The following is an 18,992-nucleotide window of genomic DNA, read 5'->3' as shown; positions in this document are numbered from 1 at the left end:
GGGGCGGACGGAGAGGTAGACGAACACGATGCGCACCACATCCCCCACCGCCCCCGGGCGGCCCCGCAGACGCCGAGCGGCTCGCGCCGCGCTCGCGACGCTGGCCTCCGGCGCCCTCGCGGGTGCGGCGCTGGTCGTGCCGGCGACGACCGCGAGCGCCGAGCCGGTGCTCCTGTCCCAGGGCAAGCCCGCCACCGCGTCGTCCGTCCAGGACGACTGGGCCGGGTACGCCGCGGGCAACGCCGTCGACGGCGACCTCGGCACGCGCTGGTCCAGCGCCTGGAGCGACCCCCAGTGGCTCCAGGTCGACCTGGAGCAGGACGCGAGCGTCGACCGTGTGGAGCTCGTCTGGGAGGGCGCCTACTCGTCGGCCTACCAGGTCCAGGTCTCCGACGACGCCTCCGCCTGGCGCACGCTCTACTCCACGACCCAGGGCGACGGCGGCACCGACGTGCTCGACGTCGACGGCGAGGGGCGGTACGTGCGCGTCCTGTCGACCGCCCGCCCGGGCGGCTACGGCCACTCGCTCTACGAGTTCCGCGTGTTCGGCGAGGCGGGCGGCTCGGGGCCGGTCGACCCGACCGACCCCGGTGACCCGACCGACCCGTTCCCCGACTACGTGCACCCCGGCCACCCGACGGTGCCGGTCAAGGACTCGGGGCCGAGCGTCGTCGAGGTCGTCGGCGGGAACGGCGACTGGGACCTCCAGGTGGACGGGCAGCCGTACACGGTGCGCGGGTTCACGTGGGGCGGCACGAGCGCCGAGGAGACCGGGCCGCGCATGCAGGGCCTCGCCGACATCAACGGCAACACGACCCGCACCTGGGGCACGGGCGCCGACTCGCGCGCCATCTTCGACGCCGCGGCCGCGCACGACGTCCGCGTCATCGCGGGCTTCTGGCTCATGCCCGGCGGCGGCCCGGGCTCGGGCGGCTGCATCGACTACCGCACCGACACGACGTACAAGAACGACACCAAGGCCGACATCCTGCGCTGGGTCCAGGAGTACAAGGACCACCCGGCCGTGCTCATGTGGAACATCGGCAACGAGGCGATCCTCGGCCTGCAGAACTGCTACTCCGGCACGGACCTCGAGGAGATCCGCAACGCCTACGCGTCGTTCGTCAACGAGGTGAGCGTCGCGATCCACGCGATCGACCCGAACCACCCGACGTCGAACACCGACGCGTGGACCGGCGCGTGGCCGTACATCCGCGACCACGCGCCCGACCTGGACCTGCTCTCCATCAACGCGTACGGCGACGTGTGCAGCATCGCCGCGGCGTGGGAGGCCGGGGACTACGGGAAGCCGTACGTCCTCACCGAGGGCGGCGCGGCCGGCGAGTGGGAGGTCCCCGACGACGTGAACGGCGTCCCGGACGAGCCCACCGACATCGAGAAGAGCCGCGCGCTGCCGCTGTCCTGGAAGTGCCTCATGGAGCACGAGGGCAAGGCGCTCGGCGCGACGTTCTTCCACTACGGCGTCGAGGGCGACTTCGGCGGGGTGTGGTTCAACGTCACGCCCGGCAACAACAAGCGCCTCGGCTACCACGCGATCGCCAAGACGTGGGGCGTCGACCTCACGGGCATGAACACGGCGCCGCGCATCACCGGCATGGCGATCCCGGGCTCGACGTCCGTGACCGCCGGCGCCACGCTGGACGTCGACCTCGCCGCGACCGACCCCGACGGCGACCCGATCAACTACGTCGCGTTCTTCAACAGCAAGTACATCGACGGCGCCGGCGGCCTCGCCTGGACCGAGCTCACGAGCACGGGCCCGGGGACGTTCTCGGTCACCGCGCCCTCGCGGCTCGGCGTGTGGAAGCTCTACGTGTGGGCCGAGGACGGGAAGGGGAACGTCGGGGTCGAGACGCGCTCGTTCCGCGTCGTGGCGCCGCCCGTCGCCGGGACGAACATCGCGGAGGGCAAGACCACGACGGCGTCGAGCTTCGACCCCTGGAACGGCAACTGGTCCCCCGGCCAGGCGACCGACGGCGACCAGAGCACGCGCTGGGCGAGCAGCTGGAACGACGACGAGTGGCTGACGGTCGACCTCGGCTCGGTCCAGGCGTTCCAGCACGTCCAGCTCGTCTGGGAGACGGCGTTCGGCAAGGCCTACCGGATCCAGACCTCGAACGACGGGCAGTCCTGGACGACGGTCCGCACGGTGACCGACGGCGACGGCGGGGTCGACAGCCTCGACGTCGCGGGTACCGGCCGCTACGTGCGGCTCCAGCTCGACGCGCGCGGCACCGCGTGGGGCTACTCCCTGTTCGAGCTCGGCGTCTACCAGCGCTGACACCCACAGACGTCCGGGTGGGGGCGGCGGCAACCGCCCCCACCCGGCACGGCGCCCGGTGACAGACGCCGGGCGTGCCCATCATCCGCGCAGCGTCGCGCGCTCCTGCCCGAGAGGCTCCGCAGCGCGCGACGACCTCGAAGGAGGAAGCATGCACGGCACGACACGCACCACCACGCTATCGCCTCCCCGGCACGGCATCCGCCGCCCCGGGACGCGCCGACGCCGGATCGCCGCGACGATGACCGGCGTCCTCGTCGCGTCGACCTCGGTGGTCGTCACGACGAGCGCCGCGGCCGCCCCGGACACCCTGCTCTCCCAGGGCGCGCTGACGGCGGCGTCGAGCTCCGAGTCCGGCGGCCTGGGGCCCCGGTTCGCGGTCGACGGCGACCGGTCCACCCGTTGGGCGAGCCAGCCGAGCGACGACCAGTGGCTCCGCGTCGACCTCGGCGAGCCGCACGACCTCGACCGCGTCGTCCTCGACTGGGAGGCCGCGTACGGCAAGGACTTCACGGTCCAGGTGTCGCAGGACGGGCAGTCCTGGACGACCGTCGCGACCGTCGTCGACGGGACGGGCGGCGTGCAGTCGTTCGACGTCGACGTGACGGGACGCTACGTCCAGGTCGTCGGCACCGAGCGCGGCACCCAGTACGGCTACTCGCTGTACGAGCTCCAGGTGTTCGGCGACGGCGACGCGCCGGACCCCGAGGAGCCGCCGGAGTGGGACGACGAGGTCACGCACCACGAGTTCCAGGCGAACTGCTCGTTCTCGCACTTCCTGCCCGACGACCCGATCGTCTTCCCGGGTCAGCCGGGGAAGTCGCACCTGCACACGTTCGTCGGCAACCGCGTGACCGACGCGTTCACGGTGCCCGAGGACCTGTTCGAGGACACCGAGTCGACCTGCACCGTCCCGCAGGACCACTCGTCCTACTGGTTCCCGGCGATCGAGAAGAACGGCGTCCCGATCGAGCCCGACATCCCCATGACGATCTACTACAAGTCGGGGATCGACGACTACACGAAGGTCAAGCCCTTCCCGCCCGGCCTGCGGTTCGTCGCGGGCGACATGATGGCGACGTACGACGAGTTCCGGACCGCGCCGGGCGCCGTCGAGGGCTGGGAGTGCGGCGACATCTCGAAGAGCTGGGACATCCCGGCGTACTGCCCCGAGGGCACCGAGCTCAACATCCGCTACCAGGCGCCGAGCTGCTGGGACGGCATGCACCTGTCCCCCGACGCCTCGGCGCACATGGGCCACGGCGCGCACATGGCGTACCCCGTGGACGGGCAGTGCCCCATGACGCACCCGATCGCGGTCCCGATGATCGAGTTCAAGATCGCGTGGCCCGTCAGCGGTGACATGTCCGACGTGCGGCTCGTCAGCGGCTCCGACCAGTCGTGGCACTACGACTTCATCAACGGCTGGGAGCCCGAGGTGCTGGAGCGCCTCGTGGAGCACTGCATCAACGGCGGGCTCCAGTGCAACCCCCGCGGGTACGACCTCTACAAGCCGCACCGCGGCACCGTGCTCGACGAGAACTACCAGCTCGTCGGCTGACACTCCACCGCCCGACGGGTGCGGCGTCGTCGACCACGACGGCGCCGCACCCGGGGCACGGCCGTGCCCCGGCACGGCCCACCGACCGAAGAAGGCAGGACCATGCACCTCCGAACCCCGGCCAGGCACCACCTGGCCTCCCTCGCCGCGGGCCTGACCGCGGCGTGCGTCGCGGCCCCGCTCGTGGCGGCCGCCGCGCCCGTCGCGGCCGCGGCGGAACCCGTCAACCTCTCCCAGGGCAAGCCCGCGACAGCATCGAGCGTGCAGGGCGACTACGCCGCCGCACGGGCCGTCGACGGCGACCTGAGCACCCGCTGGGGCAGCGAGTTCGCCGAGGGCCAGTGGCTCCAGGTGGACCTCGGCCAGGTCTCGACGCTCTCGTCCGTCGCCCTGAGCTGGGAGGGCGCCTACGGCAAGGGCTTCCGCATCGAGGCGTCCGACGACGGCACGACCTGGCGCACGCTGCGCACCGTCACCGACGGTGCCGGGGGGCAGCAGACGCTGCCCGTGTCCGGGACAGGGCGCTACGTGCGCCTGCTCGGCACCGAGCGCGGCACCGGCTACGGCTACTCGCTGTGGGAGCTCCAGGTGTTCGGCACGCCCGGGACCGACGGCGGGACGGTCGACCCGGGCGGGCCTGGCGACGACTGCACGACGAACGCCGCGCTCGGGAAGGCGGCGACGGCGTCGTCCACCGAGGGCGCGTACGCCGCGGGCCTCGCCGTGGACGGCAAGGCCGACACGCGCTGGAGCAGCGACTTCTCCGACGCGCAGTGGCTCCAGGTCGACCTGGGCGCGATCAAGCCCGTCTGCGGGATCGAGATCGACTGGGAGGGCGCCTACGGCAAGGGCTTCCGCGTCGAGACCTCCGACGACGGCACCCTGTGGCGCACGCTGCGCACCGTGACCGACGGGACCGGCGGCACGCAGGTTCTCGACGTCACCGGCTCGGGCCGCTACGTCCGGCTCGTCGGCACCGAGCGCGGGACCGGGTGGGGCTACTCGATCTGGGAGCTGCGCGTGCTGACCACGGCTGACGGGACACCGAACCCCGGCACGGGCGAGCCGATCGAGGGCGGCGGGGACCTCGGGCCGAACGTGCACGTGTTCGGCCCCGGTACCCCGGTCGACCAGATCCAGGCCGCCGTCGACGCGGCGTACGCCGCGCAGGAGGAGAGCCAGTTCGGTCTGCGCCGCGACCAGTTCCTCTTCGAGCCCGGCACCTACCCGGTGCACGTCAACGTCGGGTTCAACACCGCGGTCAACGGCCTCGGCAAGAACCCCGACGACGTGAACATCACCGGCGGCGTCTGGGCCGACGCGGAGTGGTTCGAGGGGAACGCGACGCAGAACTTCTGGCGCTCCATCGAGAACCTCGCCGTCACCCCGACCGGCGGCGACATGCGCTGGGCCGTCTCGCAGGCGGCGCCCATGCGTCGCATCCACGTCAAGGGCAACCTCATGCTGCACTCGTCGCGCTACGGGTGGGCGTCCGGCGGCTTCACTGCCGACTCGATCGTCGACGGCCAGGTGCGGGGCTACACCCAGCAGCAGTGGTACACGCGCGACTCGACGCTCACGGGCGGCTGGGACGGCACGCTGTGGAACATGGTGTTCTCCGGCACCGAGAACGCCCCGCCGACGACGTTCCCCGAGCCCGCCGTCACCACGCTCGACACCACGGGCACGATCCGCGAGAAGCCGTACCTCTACCTCGACGGCGACGACTACGCCGTCTTCGTCCCGTCGCTGCGCGAGGGCACGCGCGGCGCGACGTGGAAGAACGGCTCCACGCCCGGAACGTCGATCCCGCTCGACGACTTCTACGTCGCGCACCCGGGCGACACCGCCGAGCACATCAACGCCGCGCTCGACCAGGGCCTGCACCTCCTGCTCACGCCCGGCGTCTACGAGCTCGACGAGACGATCGAGGTGAACCGCGCCGACACGATCGTGCTCGGTCTCGGCTACGCCACGATCGTGCCCACCGCCGGGCAGACCGCGCTCCAGGTCGGCGACGTCGACGGCGTCCGCGTCGCGAGCCTCCTGTTCGACGCCGGGGCGACCGAGTCCCCGTCGATGCTCACCGTCGGCACCGAGGGATCGACCGCGGACCACGCGGACGACCCGATCTCGATCCACGACGTGTTCGTGCGCGTCGGCGGCGCCCACGCGGGCAAGGTGGAGAGCGCGATCGTCATCAACGCGGACGACACGATCGTCGACCACATCTGGTCGTGGCGCGGCGACCACGGCGAGGGCATCGGCTGGGACGTCAACACCGCCGACCACGGCCTCGTGGTCAACGGCGACGACGTCGACGGCTACGGGCTCTTCGTCGAGCACTACCAGCAGTACAACACCCTGTGGAACGGCGAGCGGGGGCGCACGATCTTCTACCAGAACGAGCTCCCCTACGACCCGCCGAACCAGGCCGCGTGGAACCACGACGGCATCCGCGGGTGGGCGGCGTACAAGGTCGCGGACCACGTGCAGCACCACGAGGCCTGGGGCCTGGGCTCCTACTGCGTGTTCACGTCCGACGCGTCGATCGTCTCCGACAACGGGTTCGAGGTCCCGGTCACCCCGGGCGTGCGGATGCACTCGCTGCTGACCGTCTCGCTCGGCGGGGTGGGCACGTACGAGCACGTCATCAACGGCGTCGGCCCCCGCGCCAGCGGCGTCGAGACCGTCCCGGCGAAGGTCGTCAGCTACCCGTAAGGGGAAGCCACGGCCCCGTGTCGGCCGCCCGGCGTCGGACCTGGGCGGCCGACAGCCGGGTACGCCCCTCCGGTCGCCCCGGCCCGGCACCTCCACGGATGTCCGTCGACCGGTCACCTCCGGCCCGACACCTCCGCGGAGGGTGGGGCGGGTCTACCATCCGCCGCTCGTTCCTCGCGGCTCCCGCCAGACCCGCCACGACCCGCCCCACCCTCCGCTCCGGCGTCGGCCCTCGCAGAAGGTCTCGCCTCAGGCGATCGGTCGGGCCCAGGCCCGCAGTGCTCCGGACGGGTCACGACGATCACCCCCACGACCCGGTGCAGGGGCCGAGTCGAGGGCGACGCGCCCACCCACCGACCGTCACAGCCGACGGCCGACGGCTCATGAGATGCGAGTTGTTGCCCCTCCACGGACGGAAGAGAGGGCAACAACTCGCATCTCGTCGTCGGTGCTGGGCCGGACCTTGCTGCGGTGAGCCGCGAGCCGCGAGCCGCGAGCCGCGAGCCGCGAGCCAGCCTCACCCCATTGCGGGAGGCGTGCGCCGACCACCCCGGCGCGTCGCGCTGACCCCGCACCACCGCGCTCCGTCGCGGCACGCACGTCCGCGTTCACCCTGGTGAGACGGACGGGGAGGTCGGGTGGAGCGAGGGGTGGGGCGGGTCGTGGCGGGTCTGGCGGGAGCCGCGAGGGACGAGCGGCGGATGGTAGACCCGCCCCGCCCCTCGCGGAACTCGACCGGAGGCGACCCAGCGACCCGACCAGAGGCGACCCGGAGCCCGGGACCAGGGCGCGGCGCGAGCCGGTGTCAGCGGGTCGGGGTCTCCACGACCTGGCCCGCCCAGGCGAACCCGCCGCCGAAGCCGAAGAGGAGCGCCGGGACGCCGGCGGGGATCTTGCCGGCGTGCCACCACTTGGAGAGCCCGAGCGGGATGGACGCGGCGGACGTGTTGCCGGACTCGACGATGTCGGTGACGACGATCTTGGACTCCAGCCCGAGCGACTTCGCGAGGGGCTCGATGATGCGCAGGTTCGCCTGGTGCGCGACGAGCACCTCGATGTCGTCGAGCGAGACGCCGGAGCGCTCCACGACGGAGCGCGCGCGGTCGGCGGCGCGCGTGATGGCCCACTTGAAGACGGCGCGGCCGTCCTGGGCGAACTTCTCCTGCGGCGCCTCGATGAGCACGGCGGGGGTGAGGTCGGGCTCGGAGCCCCAGGTCACGGGACCGACGCCGGGCTCGTCCGTCGCGCGCAGTACGGCGGCGCCCGCGCCGTCGGCGGTGAGGATGCACGTGCTGCGGTCGGTCCAGTCGGTGAACGCGGTGAGCTTCTCCGCACCGATGACGACGGCGGTGCGGGCGGAGCCCGCGCGGATCGCCTGGTCCGCGAGGCCGACGGAGTGGGCGAACCCGGAGCACGCGACGTTGACGTCGAGCACCGCGGGCCCGACGACGCCGCGCAGGTCGAGCTCGGACGCCTCCTCGGGCGTCGACTGCCCGGGCATGACGCCGGTGCGCAGGTGATAGGCGACGCGGCCGGCGGTGTTGGGCGAGCGGTCGGTCGCGGTGGCGGTGGCGACGATGACGAGGTCGACCTCGGCGGGGTCGACGCCCGCGTCGGCGAGCGCGTGGCGCGCGGCCGCGGTGGCCATGTCGGCGACGGTCGTGTCGTCGTCGGCGACGTGCCGCGTGACGATCCCCGTGCGCGAGCGGATCCACTCGTCGTTGGTCTCGACGAGCTGCGCGATGTCGTCGTTCGTCAGCGTCTTCTCGGGCTGGAAGTGACCGAGGCCGGCGATGCGCGACCCGGCCGCGCCGGTGGCGGGAGTGAGCATGAGGTCGATCATGTCACGCGCCGCCGCGCCCGAACGACCTCGTCGGGAGACCCGGACGGACCCCGCCGCGCACCGGGGCGGTGACATCTCGCCCACCATCCCCTACCCTGCACTTGAGATTTTCTTGACCAGAGAGGAGGGCTGCCATGACCGCATCGCGCGACGACCTCGACGGCCGCGACGGACCGGCCTCCGCCCCGCCGGTGGACGCCCCGAGCTGGGGCTCGGCCTCGGAGCCGGCGGCCGGGCTGACGGGCCTGCCCGGCAACCCGGGGTTCCTCAGCCCCGGGATCCCGGCGTTCGCCGTCCGCGACCGGCGCGGCCGCGCCGTCGTCGAGACCCCCCTCTCGCCCCGCGCGCAGTCGCGCTACCTGACCTGGCTGGTCCTCGGCTCGGGTGCGCTGGTGGCGGTCGTCGCCGGGGCCGCCCTCACACTGCTCGCCGGCCGCCTGCTCGGCGCGGGCGCCCTGCCGGGAGGCCGCCCGGCTCCGTGGTGGCTCGTGGTCGCGCTCGCCGTCGTCGCGCTCCCCGCGTGCGTCCTCCTGCTCGGCGTCCACACCGTCGCCCTCGGCGCAAGCGGGTCCGCCCGCGTCGCGTCGCGCCTGACGTGGGCCACCGCGCTCCTCGGCGTCGCCCTCGGGGTGGGTACCGTCGTCGGGCTGGACCTCGCCGACGTCGCGCACCCCCTCGCACGGGACCTCGAGTTCGAGCCGCTCCTCGCGCTCGCGTGCGTGGCCGTCGGGGCACTGGCGTGGGGCGTGGTCGCCGTCCTCGCGACGGCCGCGGCGCAGCTCGAGGCCCGAGCCGTCCAGGAGCGACTGCGCGCGCTGCGGCGTGACGGGGTCCGCACGCCGGGCTCGCTCGTCGACCGGCGGTACCTGGGTTCGTGGACCGACGACGGACGGCCGCGGTTCGACGCGACCGTCGCCTACGGACCACCGGGAGCGGAGCGGAGCGTCGAGGTCCTGCTCGTCGCGCCGCCGGACCGCGTGCCCCTGCCCGGCGCACCGGTCGTCGTCGTGCACGACGTGCAGGACGAACCGGACGCCGCCGATCTCCCGGCGCCGGGCCGTGGCGGTAGCGGCGGTGCCCCGGGCCGCTGGCTCGACGCCCTGGTGCTCGTCGAGCTCGACCAGTCGCGGACCGTGAGCTACGACCCCGACGTCGGCGCGTTCGCCCGGGACGAGTCCCCGAGCGTCTCGTGAACCGGGCGCGGCGCGCCCCGGACGCGCTGACAAGACCTCGCGTGCCGTAGCGTCGGGACGTCCCGCCGTCCCGACCTGGAGGAGCCGTCGTGTCCCGACCCCCGCTGCCGTCCCGTCTCGTCGAGCTGCTGCGCCGCCCGAACGCCGCCGTCATGGCGACCGTGCGGTCCGACGGCGCACCCGTCACCGCGGCGACGTGGTACGTCTGGGAGGACGACGGCCGCGTGCTCGTCAACCTCGACGAGTCGCGCGTGCGCCTCCGGCACCTGCGGAAGGACCCGCGCGTCTCGCTCACCGTGCTCGACGAGAACTGGTACACGCACGTGACGCTCGTCGGACGTGTCACGGAGCTGAGCCCCGACGAGGGCCTGGCCGACATCGACCGGATCTCTCGCCACTACACGGGGCACGAGTACGCGAACCGGCACAGCCCGCGCGTCAGCGCGTGGATCGAGGTCGAGCGCTGGTACGGCTGGGGCGAGGCGCGGTCCGCCGCCGGGGACGCCTAGCCGCACGGACCGTGAACCCCCGCGGGGTCCGCCCTCCGGGTGTCCCTCGCGTGCGCCTCGAGGCGCCGGTCCGGCGGATGATGGCTGTCATGTCGCAGACCTCAGGACCGAGGGACGTGGACCGGAACCGCCTGGTCGGCCTGGCATTCCGGATGCTCGGCACGGTCGCCGACGCCGAGGACGCCGTGCAGGAGGCGTTCGTCCGCTGGTACCGCCTCGACGACGCGGGTCGCGAGGCGGTGACGAACCGCGTGGGGTGGTTCGCGAGGACGACGAGCCGCGTGTGCCTGGACGTCCTGAAGAGCGCGCCGCGGCGCCACGACAGGTACGTCGGCCCGTGGCTGCCCGAGCCGGTGGCCGACGGGCGCTACGCCACCCCGACCCTCCAGGACGGCGACCCCGCCGAGCTCGCCGTGCGGTCGGAGTCCGTGAGCATGGCCCTGCTGACGGTGATGGAGTCGATGACGCCGGCGGAGCGCGTCGCGTTCGTCCTCCGCGACGTGTTCGACGTCCCCGTCGCCGAGGTCGCGGACGTGCTCGACCGCTCGCCGGGTGCCGTCCGCCAGCTCGCGTCGTCGGCGCGCGCTCGTATCGCAGCGGGCGGCGACGTGAGCGGCGTCCCCGACCCCTCGCTCACCGCCGCGTTCCAGCGCGCCGCCGTCACCGGCGACGTCGCCGAGCTGCTCAGGCTGCTGCACCCGGACGTGACCCTGCTCTCCGACGGCGGTGGCGTCGCGCGCGCGGCCCTCAACCCCGTGCGCGGAGCCGAGAAGGTCGCGCGGTTCGTCGTCGGGGTCCTGGCCCGTCAGGCGCCGACCACGCTCCGGCTGCGCGAGACCCCGTCCGGGGTCGTCCTCACCTTCGACCGGGACGGGGACACCAGCGGCGTCCTGGAGCTGGTCACCGACGGCGGCGCGGTGCGTGCGGTCCTCGTCCAGTGGAACCCCCACAAGCTGCGGACCTGGCGCCCCACCTGACACGGGACCGGGCAGCGTCGTCTATCTGGTGCACACCTCCACCCGAACAGGAGCACACCTATGCAGGCGATCATCGTGACCGACCCCGACGCCGGAACCGCAGGGATGGCGCTGACCGAGCAACCCGAGCCGCACGCGTCGGAGAACGACGTCGTCGTCCGCGTCCACGCCTCCGGCTTCACGCCCGGGGAGCTCACCTGGCCGGCGACGTGGACGGACCGTGCCGGGCGTGACCGTACGCCGAGCATCCCCGGACACGAGCTCGCCGGGGTCGTCACCGGCCTCGGTTACGGCACCACCGGCCTCGACGTCGGGCAGCGCGTGCTCGGGCTCGCCGACTGGACCAGGAACGGCACACTCGCCGAGTACGTCGCCGTCGAGGCCCGGAACCTCGCGCCGCTGCCGGCCGACGTCGACTTCGTGACCGCGGCGAGCCTGCCCGTCTCCGGCCTGACGGCCTGGCAGGGCCTGTTCGAGCACGGCCGCCTCCAGGCGGGGCAGACCGTCCTGGTGCACGGGGCCGCCGGCGGCGTCGGCTCCGTCGCGTCCCAGCTCGCGCGCGAGGCCGGGGCCTACGTCATCGGCACCGGCCGCACGGCCGACCGCGCGGCGGCGCTCGACCACGGCGCCCACGAGTTCGTCGATCTCGGTGCCGACGACCTCGCCGCCGTCGGACGCGTCAACCTGGTGTTCGACGTCATCGGCGGAGACGTCGCCGCCCGGTCCACCGACCTCGTCCAGGCCGGCGGCACCCTCGTGACGATCGCCGAGCCCCCGGCCCGGCAGCCCGAGGACGGCCGGTCGATCTTCTTCGTCGTCGAGCCGGACCGGGCCCAGCTCACCGAGATCGTCGCGCGCGTGCGCACCGGACGGCTCCGCACCACCATCGGCACGGTCCGCCCGCTCGCCGAGGCGCCCGACGCGCTCAACCCCGCCGAGCGGCCGACCGGCAAGACCATCATCACGATGGCGTGACGCAGAGCGTCCCGCAGCTCGTGCCGAGCCGTCAGGCGTCGTACCGGAACGCGTCCCAGGCGCCGAGCAGGTACTGGACGCCGAGCGCGCGGTCGTACAGGCCGTAGCCGGGGCGGGGCTTGTTCGTCGTGTTCTCGTCCCACAGGTGCCGGCCGTGGTCGGGGCGCACGTAGCCCTGGTAGCCCGCCTCGGCGTACGCGCGCATGATGCCCGTCGTGTCGACGCTGCCCTCGCACGCGCGGTGCGCGACCTCGGTGAAGTCGCCGTTCCCCAGGTGCTTGATGTTGCGCACGTGCGTGAAGTGGATGCGGTCCATGAACGTGCGCACGGCGTCGACCGCGTCCTGGTCGGGGTTCGCCGAGAAGCTGCCGAGGCACAGCGTCAGGCCGTGGTACGGGCTGTCGTGGAGGGACAGCACGCGCGCGAGGTCGTCCTTCGTCGACACGACGCGAGGCCAGCCGAACACGTCGTAGGGCGGGTCGTCGGGGTGCACGCCGAGCTTGACGTCGGCCTCCTCGCACGCGGGGATCACGGCGTCGAGGAAGTACCGGTAGTGGGCGTACATGTCCTCGCGCGTCACGCCCTCGTAGGCGGCGTCGAGCTCGGCGAAGCTCGCGAGCCGCTCGGGCTCCCAGCCGGGCAGCGTGAGGCCGTGCGTGTTCGCCTCCATGTCGGCGATGAGGCTCTGCGGCGAGAGCGCGTCCACGACGGCCCGCTCGAAGAACAGCGCGGTCGAGCCGTCGGGCAGCGGGCGCCACAGGTCGGTGCGCAGCCAGTCGAAGACGGGCATGAAGTTGTAGCAGACGACCTTCACCCCGGCCCGGCCCAGCCGGCGGATCGTCGTCACGTAGTTCTCGATCGCCTCGTCGCGGCTGCGCCCGAGGACGGTCCTGCCGAGCTTGATCGACTCGTGCACGTTGACGGACTCGACCACCTCGGCGTCGAAGGTCCGGGTGATCCCGCGCGCGCGGGCCTCGTCGCTCAGCCCGGTGATCGTCGCGACCTCGGCGTCGATCTCCGCCTGCTCCCACACCTCGCCGGCCTGCTTGCCGTGCAGGCTCCACACGATCGTCTCCACGCCGGGGACCTGGCGCACGTGGTCGAGCGTGACCGTGTCGTTCCCCTCCCCGTACCAGCGGAACCCCATCTTCACGGCGCAGCCTCCTCGTTCGTCGTGCCGGTCGTGCCGGTCGTGCTCGCGCCGACGGCCGCGGCGACGGCCCCGTCGGCGATCTCGTCCAGGCGCGCGTCCGGGACCGCGGGCAGCAGGCCGGGGAGGCGGACGAGCGCGCGGACGGCCGCCGCGTCGTCGGGCGCGCCCGCGACCACCGCGCCCAGCTCGTCGCCGCGCGGGTCGTCCACCGTGCGGCCCGCGCGCACCTCCGCGACGACGTACCCGGCCCACGCGGCGAGCGCCGCCACGACGCCCTGCGGCACCGGGGCGTCCGGGCGCGCCGCGAGGAGGTCGGCGAGCGTCGCGCCCCAGCGGAACGGGATCTTCTGCGTGCCGTCCGCCGCGACCTGTCGCGTCGTGTGCCCCGTCGCGGGGTTGGCGAACCGGTCGAGCAGCGTCTGCGCGTACGCGGCGAGGTCGACGCCGTCCGGCGCGTCGAGCGTCGCGAGCGCGTCGGCCTGGAGCGCCCGGGCGCCCGCGGCGAGCGCCGGGTCGGCGACGGCCTCGGCGATCGTCGTGTGCCCGGCGAGCGAGCCCGCGTACGCGAGGTAGGAGTGCGCCCCGTTGAGCAGGCGCAGCTTCGCGCGCTCGTAGGGCGCGACGTCGCGCGTGAGCGTCGCCCCGCCTCGCTCCCACGCGGGGCGCGGCCCGGCGAAGCGGTCCTCGATCACCCACTGGAGGAACTGCTCCGCCACGACCAGGCCCTCGTCGCGCGCGCCGAGCAGCGTCTCGACCTCGTCGCGCTGCGCGGGCGTCGTGGCCGGCACGATGCGGTCGACCATGCTGCACGGGAAGGTCACCGACGCGGCGAGCCAGGCGCGCAGCGCATCTCCCTCGGCGCCCGGGAGTGCGGCGTCGACCGCCTCGCCCACGAGCCGGGCGAGCACGTGCCCGTTGTCGGCGAGGTTGTCGCAGCTCAGCACGGTCAGGGGCGCTCCCCCGGCCCGACGCCGCGCCGCGAGCCCGCGCACGAGGAGCCCGACGGCGCTGGCCGCCGCGACGCCGTGGGCGTCCTCCCCCGCGGCGTCGCCCGGGACGCCCGCGCCCGGCGCGCCCCCGCCCGGAGAGCTCGTCGCCGCCTCCTCGCGGCGCAGCACCTCGAGGTCGCCCGCGACCGCGTCGACGTCGAGGTGACCGTCGGCCCGGCGCGCGTACCCCTTCTCGGTGACCGTGAGCGTCACGACGTGCGTCGTCGGTGCGGCGAGCGCCGCGAGGACGCGCGGCGTCTCCTCGGCCGGCCACGCGACGTCGGTCACCGACCCCACCACGCGCGGGGACGCGCCGTCGGGCCCGACGGTCAGCACGGTGTAGACCCCGTCCTGCGGTCGGAGCTGGTCGCGGACCGACGCGGAGCGCTGCGTCACGCCGAGGATGCCCCAGCAGGTCTCGCCCGTGGCGCGCACGGCATCCTCGGTGACGACCGCCTGGTGCGCACGGTGGAAGGCGCCGATCCCAAGATGGACGATCCCGACCTGCGTCGGGAGGACAGGCGCCGGCGGGAACGCGGGACGGGCGGCGCGGCGCAGACGCGGTCGCGCCGATCGCGCGGCGTCCGCCGGCGTCGCAGCGGACGACGTCGGGCCGGGTCGGCTCGGGACGTCGGTCGGGGCTGTCACGCGGCCTCCAGCGGGGTCTCGGGTCGGCGACGGTGTCACCGGATGGTCGGACCGGGGACGAGCCCCGGGGAGCAGGGAATGCGAACGATTGTAGTCACGGCGGATCTGGGTACTGAGGTCTCCGTACGCAGATGTCTGCAAACGTTCGCAGCGGGGTTCGCAGGACGGCGCGCGTGCCGACGGCGTCACCGCACCGGCGTCGGCACTCTGGGCCCCGCGAGGTCGGCCGGGCGGACGACCCGCCCGGTCGCGGCAGCCTCGCGGATCGCGCACAGGAGCCGGACGGTCTCCACGGCGTCGGCGGCGTCGACCGGTGGCGGTGCCGTGCCGTCCAGGGCCGCGAGCACCCGCTCCCACTGCACGCGGTGGCCGGCGTGCCCGATCGCGAGCGGGTCGGCCGCGCCGCCCGCCGAGGATCCCGACGTGGGCGCCGGGACGCCCGGCACGTCCCACCGGAGGACCTCGTCCTGCGCGAGCTCCACCGAGCCGCGCGACCCGTGGAGAGCGAGGGTCGCGGGGAAGCCCGGGGGCGTGGCCGTCGTCGTCGTGACGACGCCGAGCGCGCCCGACGCGAGGCGCAGCGTCGCCACGGTCGTGTCCTCGGCGAGGTCCCCCGGGGCCTCGCCGAGCACTCCCCCGCGCGCGAGCGTCCCGGCCTGCGCGGTGACCGACTCGACCGGCCCGCACAGCCAGCGCAGGAGGTCGACGTTGTGCACGCCCTGGTTCATGAGCGACCCGCCGCCCTCCGCCGTGGACGACCGCCACCGCGCCGCGGCGTAGTAGTCGTCGTCGCGGTACCAGGGCACGTGCGTCGCGACGAGGCGCAGCTCCCCGAGGGCGCCGTCGTCGAGCGCGCGCCGGAGCGCCTGGTGCGGGGGCTCGAAGCGGCGCTGCGAGACCATCGAGACGACCAGGCCCCGCTCGCGCGCCTCCCGCTCGACGCGGAGGGCGTCCTCGACGGTCACCGCGAGCGGCTTCTCCACGACGACGTGCCTGCCTGCCGCGAGCGCCGCGAGCGCGAGGCGCGCGTGGCTCCCGCTCGGCGTGCAGATCGCCACGACGTCGACGCCCTCGTGGCGGACCACCTCGTCCGGCGCCACGTGCGCCGCCGGTCCGGCCGGCGTCACGTCGTCGTCGAGCACCGCGCCCCCGGAGTACGCGACGAGCCGCGCCCGCGGCGCCAGATCACGCAGCGCCCGCGCGTGCAGCACGCCGATGCTGCCCATCCCGACGATCCCGACGCCGACGACGGGTCCGGCGTCCTCCGGAGCCGACCGCACGGACGCGCTCACTCGGCGACGTGGCTGGCGCCGAGCAGGTCGCGCAGCCGCTCGGCGGCACCCGTGAACCGGGGGTCGACGAGCGTCGTGCCGTAGTCGCGCTCGTCGGGCAGGCCGGGCTCGAGGGTCTCGACGATCCGTCCGGGGCGCGGGCTCATGACGACGATCCGGCTCCCGAGGAACACCGCCTCGGGCACCGAGTGCGTGACGAGCACGATGGTCGTGCCGGTCTCGCGCCAGATGCGGTTCATCTCGATGTTCATCTGCTCGCGCGTGAGCGCGTCGAGCGCGCCGAACGGCTCGTCCATGAGCAGGACGCGCGGCTCGTGCAGCAGGGCCCGGCACAGCGCGACGCGCTGCTGCATGCCGCCGGACAGCTCGTGCGGCAGCGCCTTCTCGAAGCCCGTGAGCCCGGTCAGGGCGATGAGCGCGTCCGCACGCTCCTGCGCCCGGCGCTTGTCCATTCCCCGCATCTCCGCCTGGAGCAGGATGTTCTTGCGCACCCCGCGCCACTCGAGCAGCGCCGAGCGCTGGAACGCGAACCCGATCTCGCGCTGCGGGCGCGTGACGGGCTGCCCGTACAGGCGCACCTCGCCCTCGGTGTAGGCCGTGAGGCCTGCGACGATCTTCAGCAGCGTCGACTTGCCGCAGCCGGACGGCCCGACGATCGTGACGAACTCGCCCGGCTGGACGCTCAGGGAGACGTCGTCGAGCGCCACGGTCTCGGACCGCTTCGACGTGAAGCGCATCGTGAGGTCGCGGACCTCGATGATGGGGTCGGCGCCGACCGCGTCGACGGGGGCGGTGAGCTCGGTCGCGGTCACAGGTCCGCCCCGAACGCGCCGTCCCAGAAGTCGGTCGGGGTCGTGCCGCCGTCGAAGTCCGTGTTCTCGGACAGGAACGTCAGGGTGTCCGTCCACTGCTCCTCGGTGTTCACGCCGGGGGCGGGGGCGTCCTCGAGGTTCAGCAGGTCGATCGTCGCGGCGAGCTGGGCCGCCAGCACCGCCTCGTCGGGCGCCTGCTCGGCGCCCGCGGCCATGGCCGCGACCGCCGCGTCCGGGTCCTCGGACGCCGCGAGGAACGCCCGCGACGTCGCGCGCACCATCGCCTCGACGAGCTCCGGGTCGTCCGCGATGAGCTTCTCGTTGGCCACCAGGCCGGTACCGAGCAGGTTCATGCCGAAGTCCGCGAAGGGCAGCGCGTCGACCTCCTCGCCGGTCTGGTTCTCGATCGTCGGCGCCTGGTCGTGGTGGAACCCCTGGATCGCGTCGACCTTGCCCTCGATGAGCGCGGCGATCTTGCCCGCGGCGTCGACGTTGACCACGGTCACGTCGGCCGGGTCGACGCCGTTGAGCTCCAGCCAGGCCGGGAACGTCCCGTACATCGCGTCGCCCGGCGTGCCGCCGACCGTCTTGCCCACCAGGTCGGCGGGCTCGGTGATGCCCTGCTCGGCGAAGAACTCCACCGAGCTGGGCCCGGTCTGGAGGAACACGCCCACGCTGCGCACCGGCATGCCCGAGCTGATGGCGTTCGCGAGCGGTGGCGTGTCGGCCCAGCCGAAGTCGGTGTTGCGCTGCGCGACCTGCTGGACCGTGTTCCCCGACCCGTTGCCCGGCTGGATCGTGAGGTCGATGCCCTCCTCCTCGAAGATGCCCTGCTCGACGCCGTAGTAGAACGGTGCGTGCTCGCCGTAGGGCACCCAGTTGAGGGTGACGGTGACCTCGGTGAGGCCGCCCTCGCCCTCCGCGGGCCCGGACGGGTCGGCCGACTGCCCGCAGGCCGCCGTCCCCGCCACCACGACGCCGGCCGCGGCCAGCGAGACTGTCAGACGTGCACCACGCATGGGAAGACTCCTTCTGCTCGCGCCGCCTCGTCGTCGAGGCGGCGAACTCTGGGGTGGGTCAGGGGCGTGTCAGGAGGACGCGAGGACGAGGTTCCCGCGCCGCGACGCGTGCCACGGGATGAGGAGCCGCTCCAGCAGCTCGACGAGGAGGAACAGCACGACGCCGATGAGCGACATGAGGATGAGGTCGGCGAACAGGAGCGGCGCGTCGAGGTTGCCGCTCGCGAGGAGCAGCACGTACCCGAGGCCGCGGTCGGCGCCGACGAACTCGCCGACGACCGCCCCCACCACCGCGAGCGTGACGGCGACCTTGAGCCCGGACATGAGCTGGGGCAGCGACCCCGGGAAGCGGATCTTGCGGAAGGTCTTCCAGCGCGACGCGCCCATGGTCGCCGACATCTCCAGCAGCTCCGGGTCGATCGACCGCAGCCCGGCGACGGCCGAGACCACGACCGGGAAGAACGCGATGAGCACCGCGAGGATGATCTTGGGGGCGGCGCCGAACCCGAACCAGACCACGAGGATCGGAGCGATCGCGATCTTGGGGATCACCTGGGCGAAGAGGATGAGCGGGTACAGCGACTTCTCGGCCGTCGGCGAGTAGACGAGCAGGACCGCCGTCGCGACGCCGATCACGGAGGCGAGCACGAACCCGACGACCGTCTCCATCGTGGTCACCCAGGTGTGCTCGGCGAGCATGGCCCAGTCCTCGACCATCGTGTCCCAGACGGCTCCCGGCGACGGGACCAGGTACGCCGGCACGAGCTCGCGCCACGCGACGAACCACCACACGGCGAACAGCGCGAGCAGCACCAGCGCGGGGCGCCAGGCCGCCGAGGCGACCGCCGCCACCCGGCTGCCGGCCGACGTCGTGCCGCGCGTGCGCGGGCCGGGGCGCCGGGCCGCCCCGACGGGCGGGCGTGCCTCCTGGCTGGCCGGTCGCACTTCCTGGGCAGTCGTCATCGTGCGGTCCTCCATGGTCGTGGTCCTGGTCGTGG

The 18,992-nt window shown here is 73.7% G+C and carries 14 protein-coding genes; 7 read left to right on the top strand and 7 right to left on the bottom strand.

Features of this window, described 5'->3' with window-relative positions; genetic code table 11:
• Positions 1–28: 28 nt before the first annotated feature.
• The 3 genes from NHH00_RS18270 (at position 29) to NHH00_RS18260 (ending at position 6,584) form a co-directional block, all read left to right on the top strand.
• Positions 29–2,302 (top strand): discoidin domain-containing protein, encoded by a 2,274-nt coding sequence (locus NHH00_RS18270; RefSeq protein ID WP_253054977.1) that lies wholly within the window; start codon positions 29–31, stop codon positions 2,300–2,302.
• 151 nt (positions 2,303–2,453) lie between these two features.
• Positions 2,454–3,863, top strand: a complete 1,410-nt coding sequence (locus NHH00_RS18265) for a DUF1996 domain-containing protein (protein ID WP_253054976.1) — start codon at positions 2,454–2,456, stop codon at positions 3,861–3,863.
• Positions 3,864–3,965: 102 nt separating this feature from the next.
• Entirely contained in the window at positions 3,966–6,584 is a 2,619-nt protein-coding gene (locus NHH00_RS18260) for a discoidin domain-containing protein (RefSeq protein WP_253054975.1), read from the top strand.
• An 805-nt stretch (positions 6,585–7,389) separates the two neighbouring features.
• Here NHH00_RS18260 and NHH00_RS18255 read toward each other — a convergent pair.
• Entirely contained in the window at positions 7,390–8,415 is a 1,026-nt protein-coding gene (locus tag NHH00_RS18255; protein WP_253054974.1) for a 3-oxoacyl-[acyl-carrier-protein] synthase III C-terminal domain-containing protein, read from the bottom strand.
• 146 nt (positions 8,416–8,561) lie between these two features.
• Between NHH00_RS18255 and NHH00_RS18250 the strand changes: the two genes are divergently transcribed.
• The 4 genes from NHH00_RS18250 to NHH00_RS18235 all read left to right on the top strand — a co-directional run bounded on the left by NHH00_RS18250 (position 8,562) and on the right by NHH00_RS18235 (position 12,081).
• Positions 8,562–9,620, top strand: a complete 1,059-nt coding sequence (locus NHH00_RS18250) for a hypothetical protein (RefSeq protein ID WP_253054973.1) — start codon at positions 8,562–8,564, stop codon at positions 9,618–9,620.
• An 89-nt stretch (positions 9,621–9,709) separates the two neighbouring features.
• Positions 9,710–10,129 carry a PPOX class F420-dependent oxidoreductase gene (locus NHH00_RS18245; protein WP_253054972.1) on the top strand — a complete coding sequence of 140 codons (420 nt, stop codon included), beginning with the start codon at positions 9,710–9,712 and terminating at the stop codon, positions 10,127–10,129.
• Between the two features lie 116 nt (positions 10,130–10,245).
• Entirely contained in the window at positions 10,246–11,106 is an 861-nt protein-coding gene (locus NHH00_RS18240) for a sigma-70 family RNA polymerase sigma factor (RefSeq protein ID WP_253054971.1), read from the top strand.
• 60 nt (positions 11,107–11,166) lie between these two features.
• Positions 11,167–12,081: an NADP-dependent oxidoreductase gene (locus tag NHH00_RS18235; protein ID WP_253054970.1), complete on the top strand. Its 915-nt coding sequence runs from the start codon at positions 11,167–11,169 to the stop codon at positions 12,079–12,081.
• 31 nt (positions 12,082–12,112) lie between these two features.
• On the opposite strand, the gene NHH00_RS18230 is transcribed toward NHH00_RS18235, so the two are convergent.
• The 6 genes from NHH00_RS18230 to NHH00_RS18205 form a co-directional block, all read right to left on the bottom strand.
• Positions 12,113–13,228 carry a mannonate dehydratase gene (locus NHH00_RS18230; protein ID WP_253055125.1) on the bottom strand — a complete coding sequence of 372 codons (1,116 nt, stop codon included), beginning with the start codon at positions 13,226–13,228 and terminating at the stop codon, positions 12,113–12,115.
• 2 nt (positions 13,229–13,230) lie between these two features.
• Entirely contained in the window at positions 13,231–14,871 is a 1,641-nt protein-coding gene (locus NHH00_RS18225; RefSeq protein ID WP_253054969.1) for a mannitol dehydrogenase family protein, read from the bottom strand.
• Positions 14,872–15,056: 185 nt separating this feature from the next.
• Complete coding sequence (locus NHH00_RS21180; RefSeq protein WP_253054968.1) at positions 15,057–16,163, bottom strand: Gfo/Idh/MocA family protein; 1,107 nt, start codon at positions 16,161–16,163, stop codon at positions 15,057–15,059.
• Entirely contained in the window at positions 16,160–16,975 is an 816-nt protein-coding gene (locus NHH00_RS18215) for an ABC transporter ATP-binding protein (protein WP_253054967.1), read from the bottom strand. Before NHH00_RS18215 ends, NHH00_RS21180 begins: the two co-directional genes overlap by 4 nt.
• Positions 16,972–17,994, bottom strand: a complete 1,023-nt coding sequence (locus NHH00_RS18210; protein WP_253054966.1) for an ABC transporter substrate-binding protein — start codon at positions 17,992–17,994, stop codon at positions 16,972–16,974. Before NHH00_RS18210 ends, NHH00_RS18215 begins: the two co-directional genes overlap by 4 nt.
• Before the next feature lie 69 nt (positions 17,995–18,063).
• Positions 18,064–18,957: an ABC transporter permease gene (locus NHH00_RS18205; RefSeq protein WP_253054965.1), complete on the bottom strand. Its 894-nt coding sequence runs from the start codon at positions 18,955–18,957 to the stop codon at positions 18,064–18,066.
• Between the last annotated feature and the right edge of the window lie 35 nt (positions 18,958–18,992).

Source organism: Cellulosimicrobium cellulans (genome assembly GCF_024124905.1).
Taxonomy (GTDB): Bacteria; Actinomycetota; Actinomycetes; order Actinomycetales; family Cellulomonadaceae; genus Cellulosimicrobium; species Cellulosimicrobium cellulans_G.
This window is presented reverse-complemented; position numbering and strand designations above follow the sequence as displayed.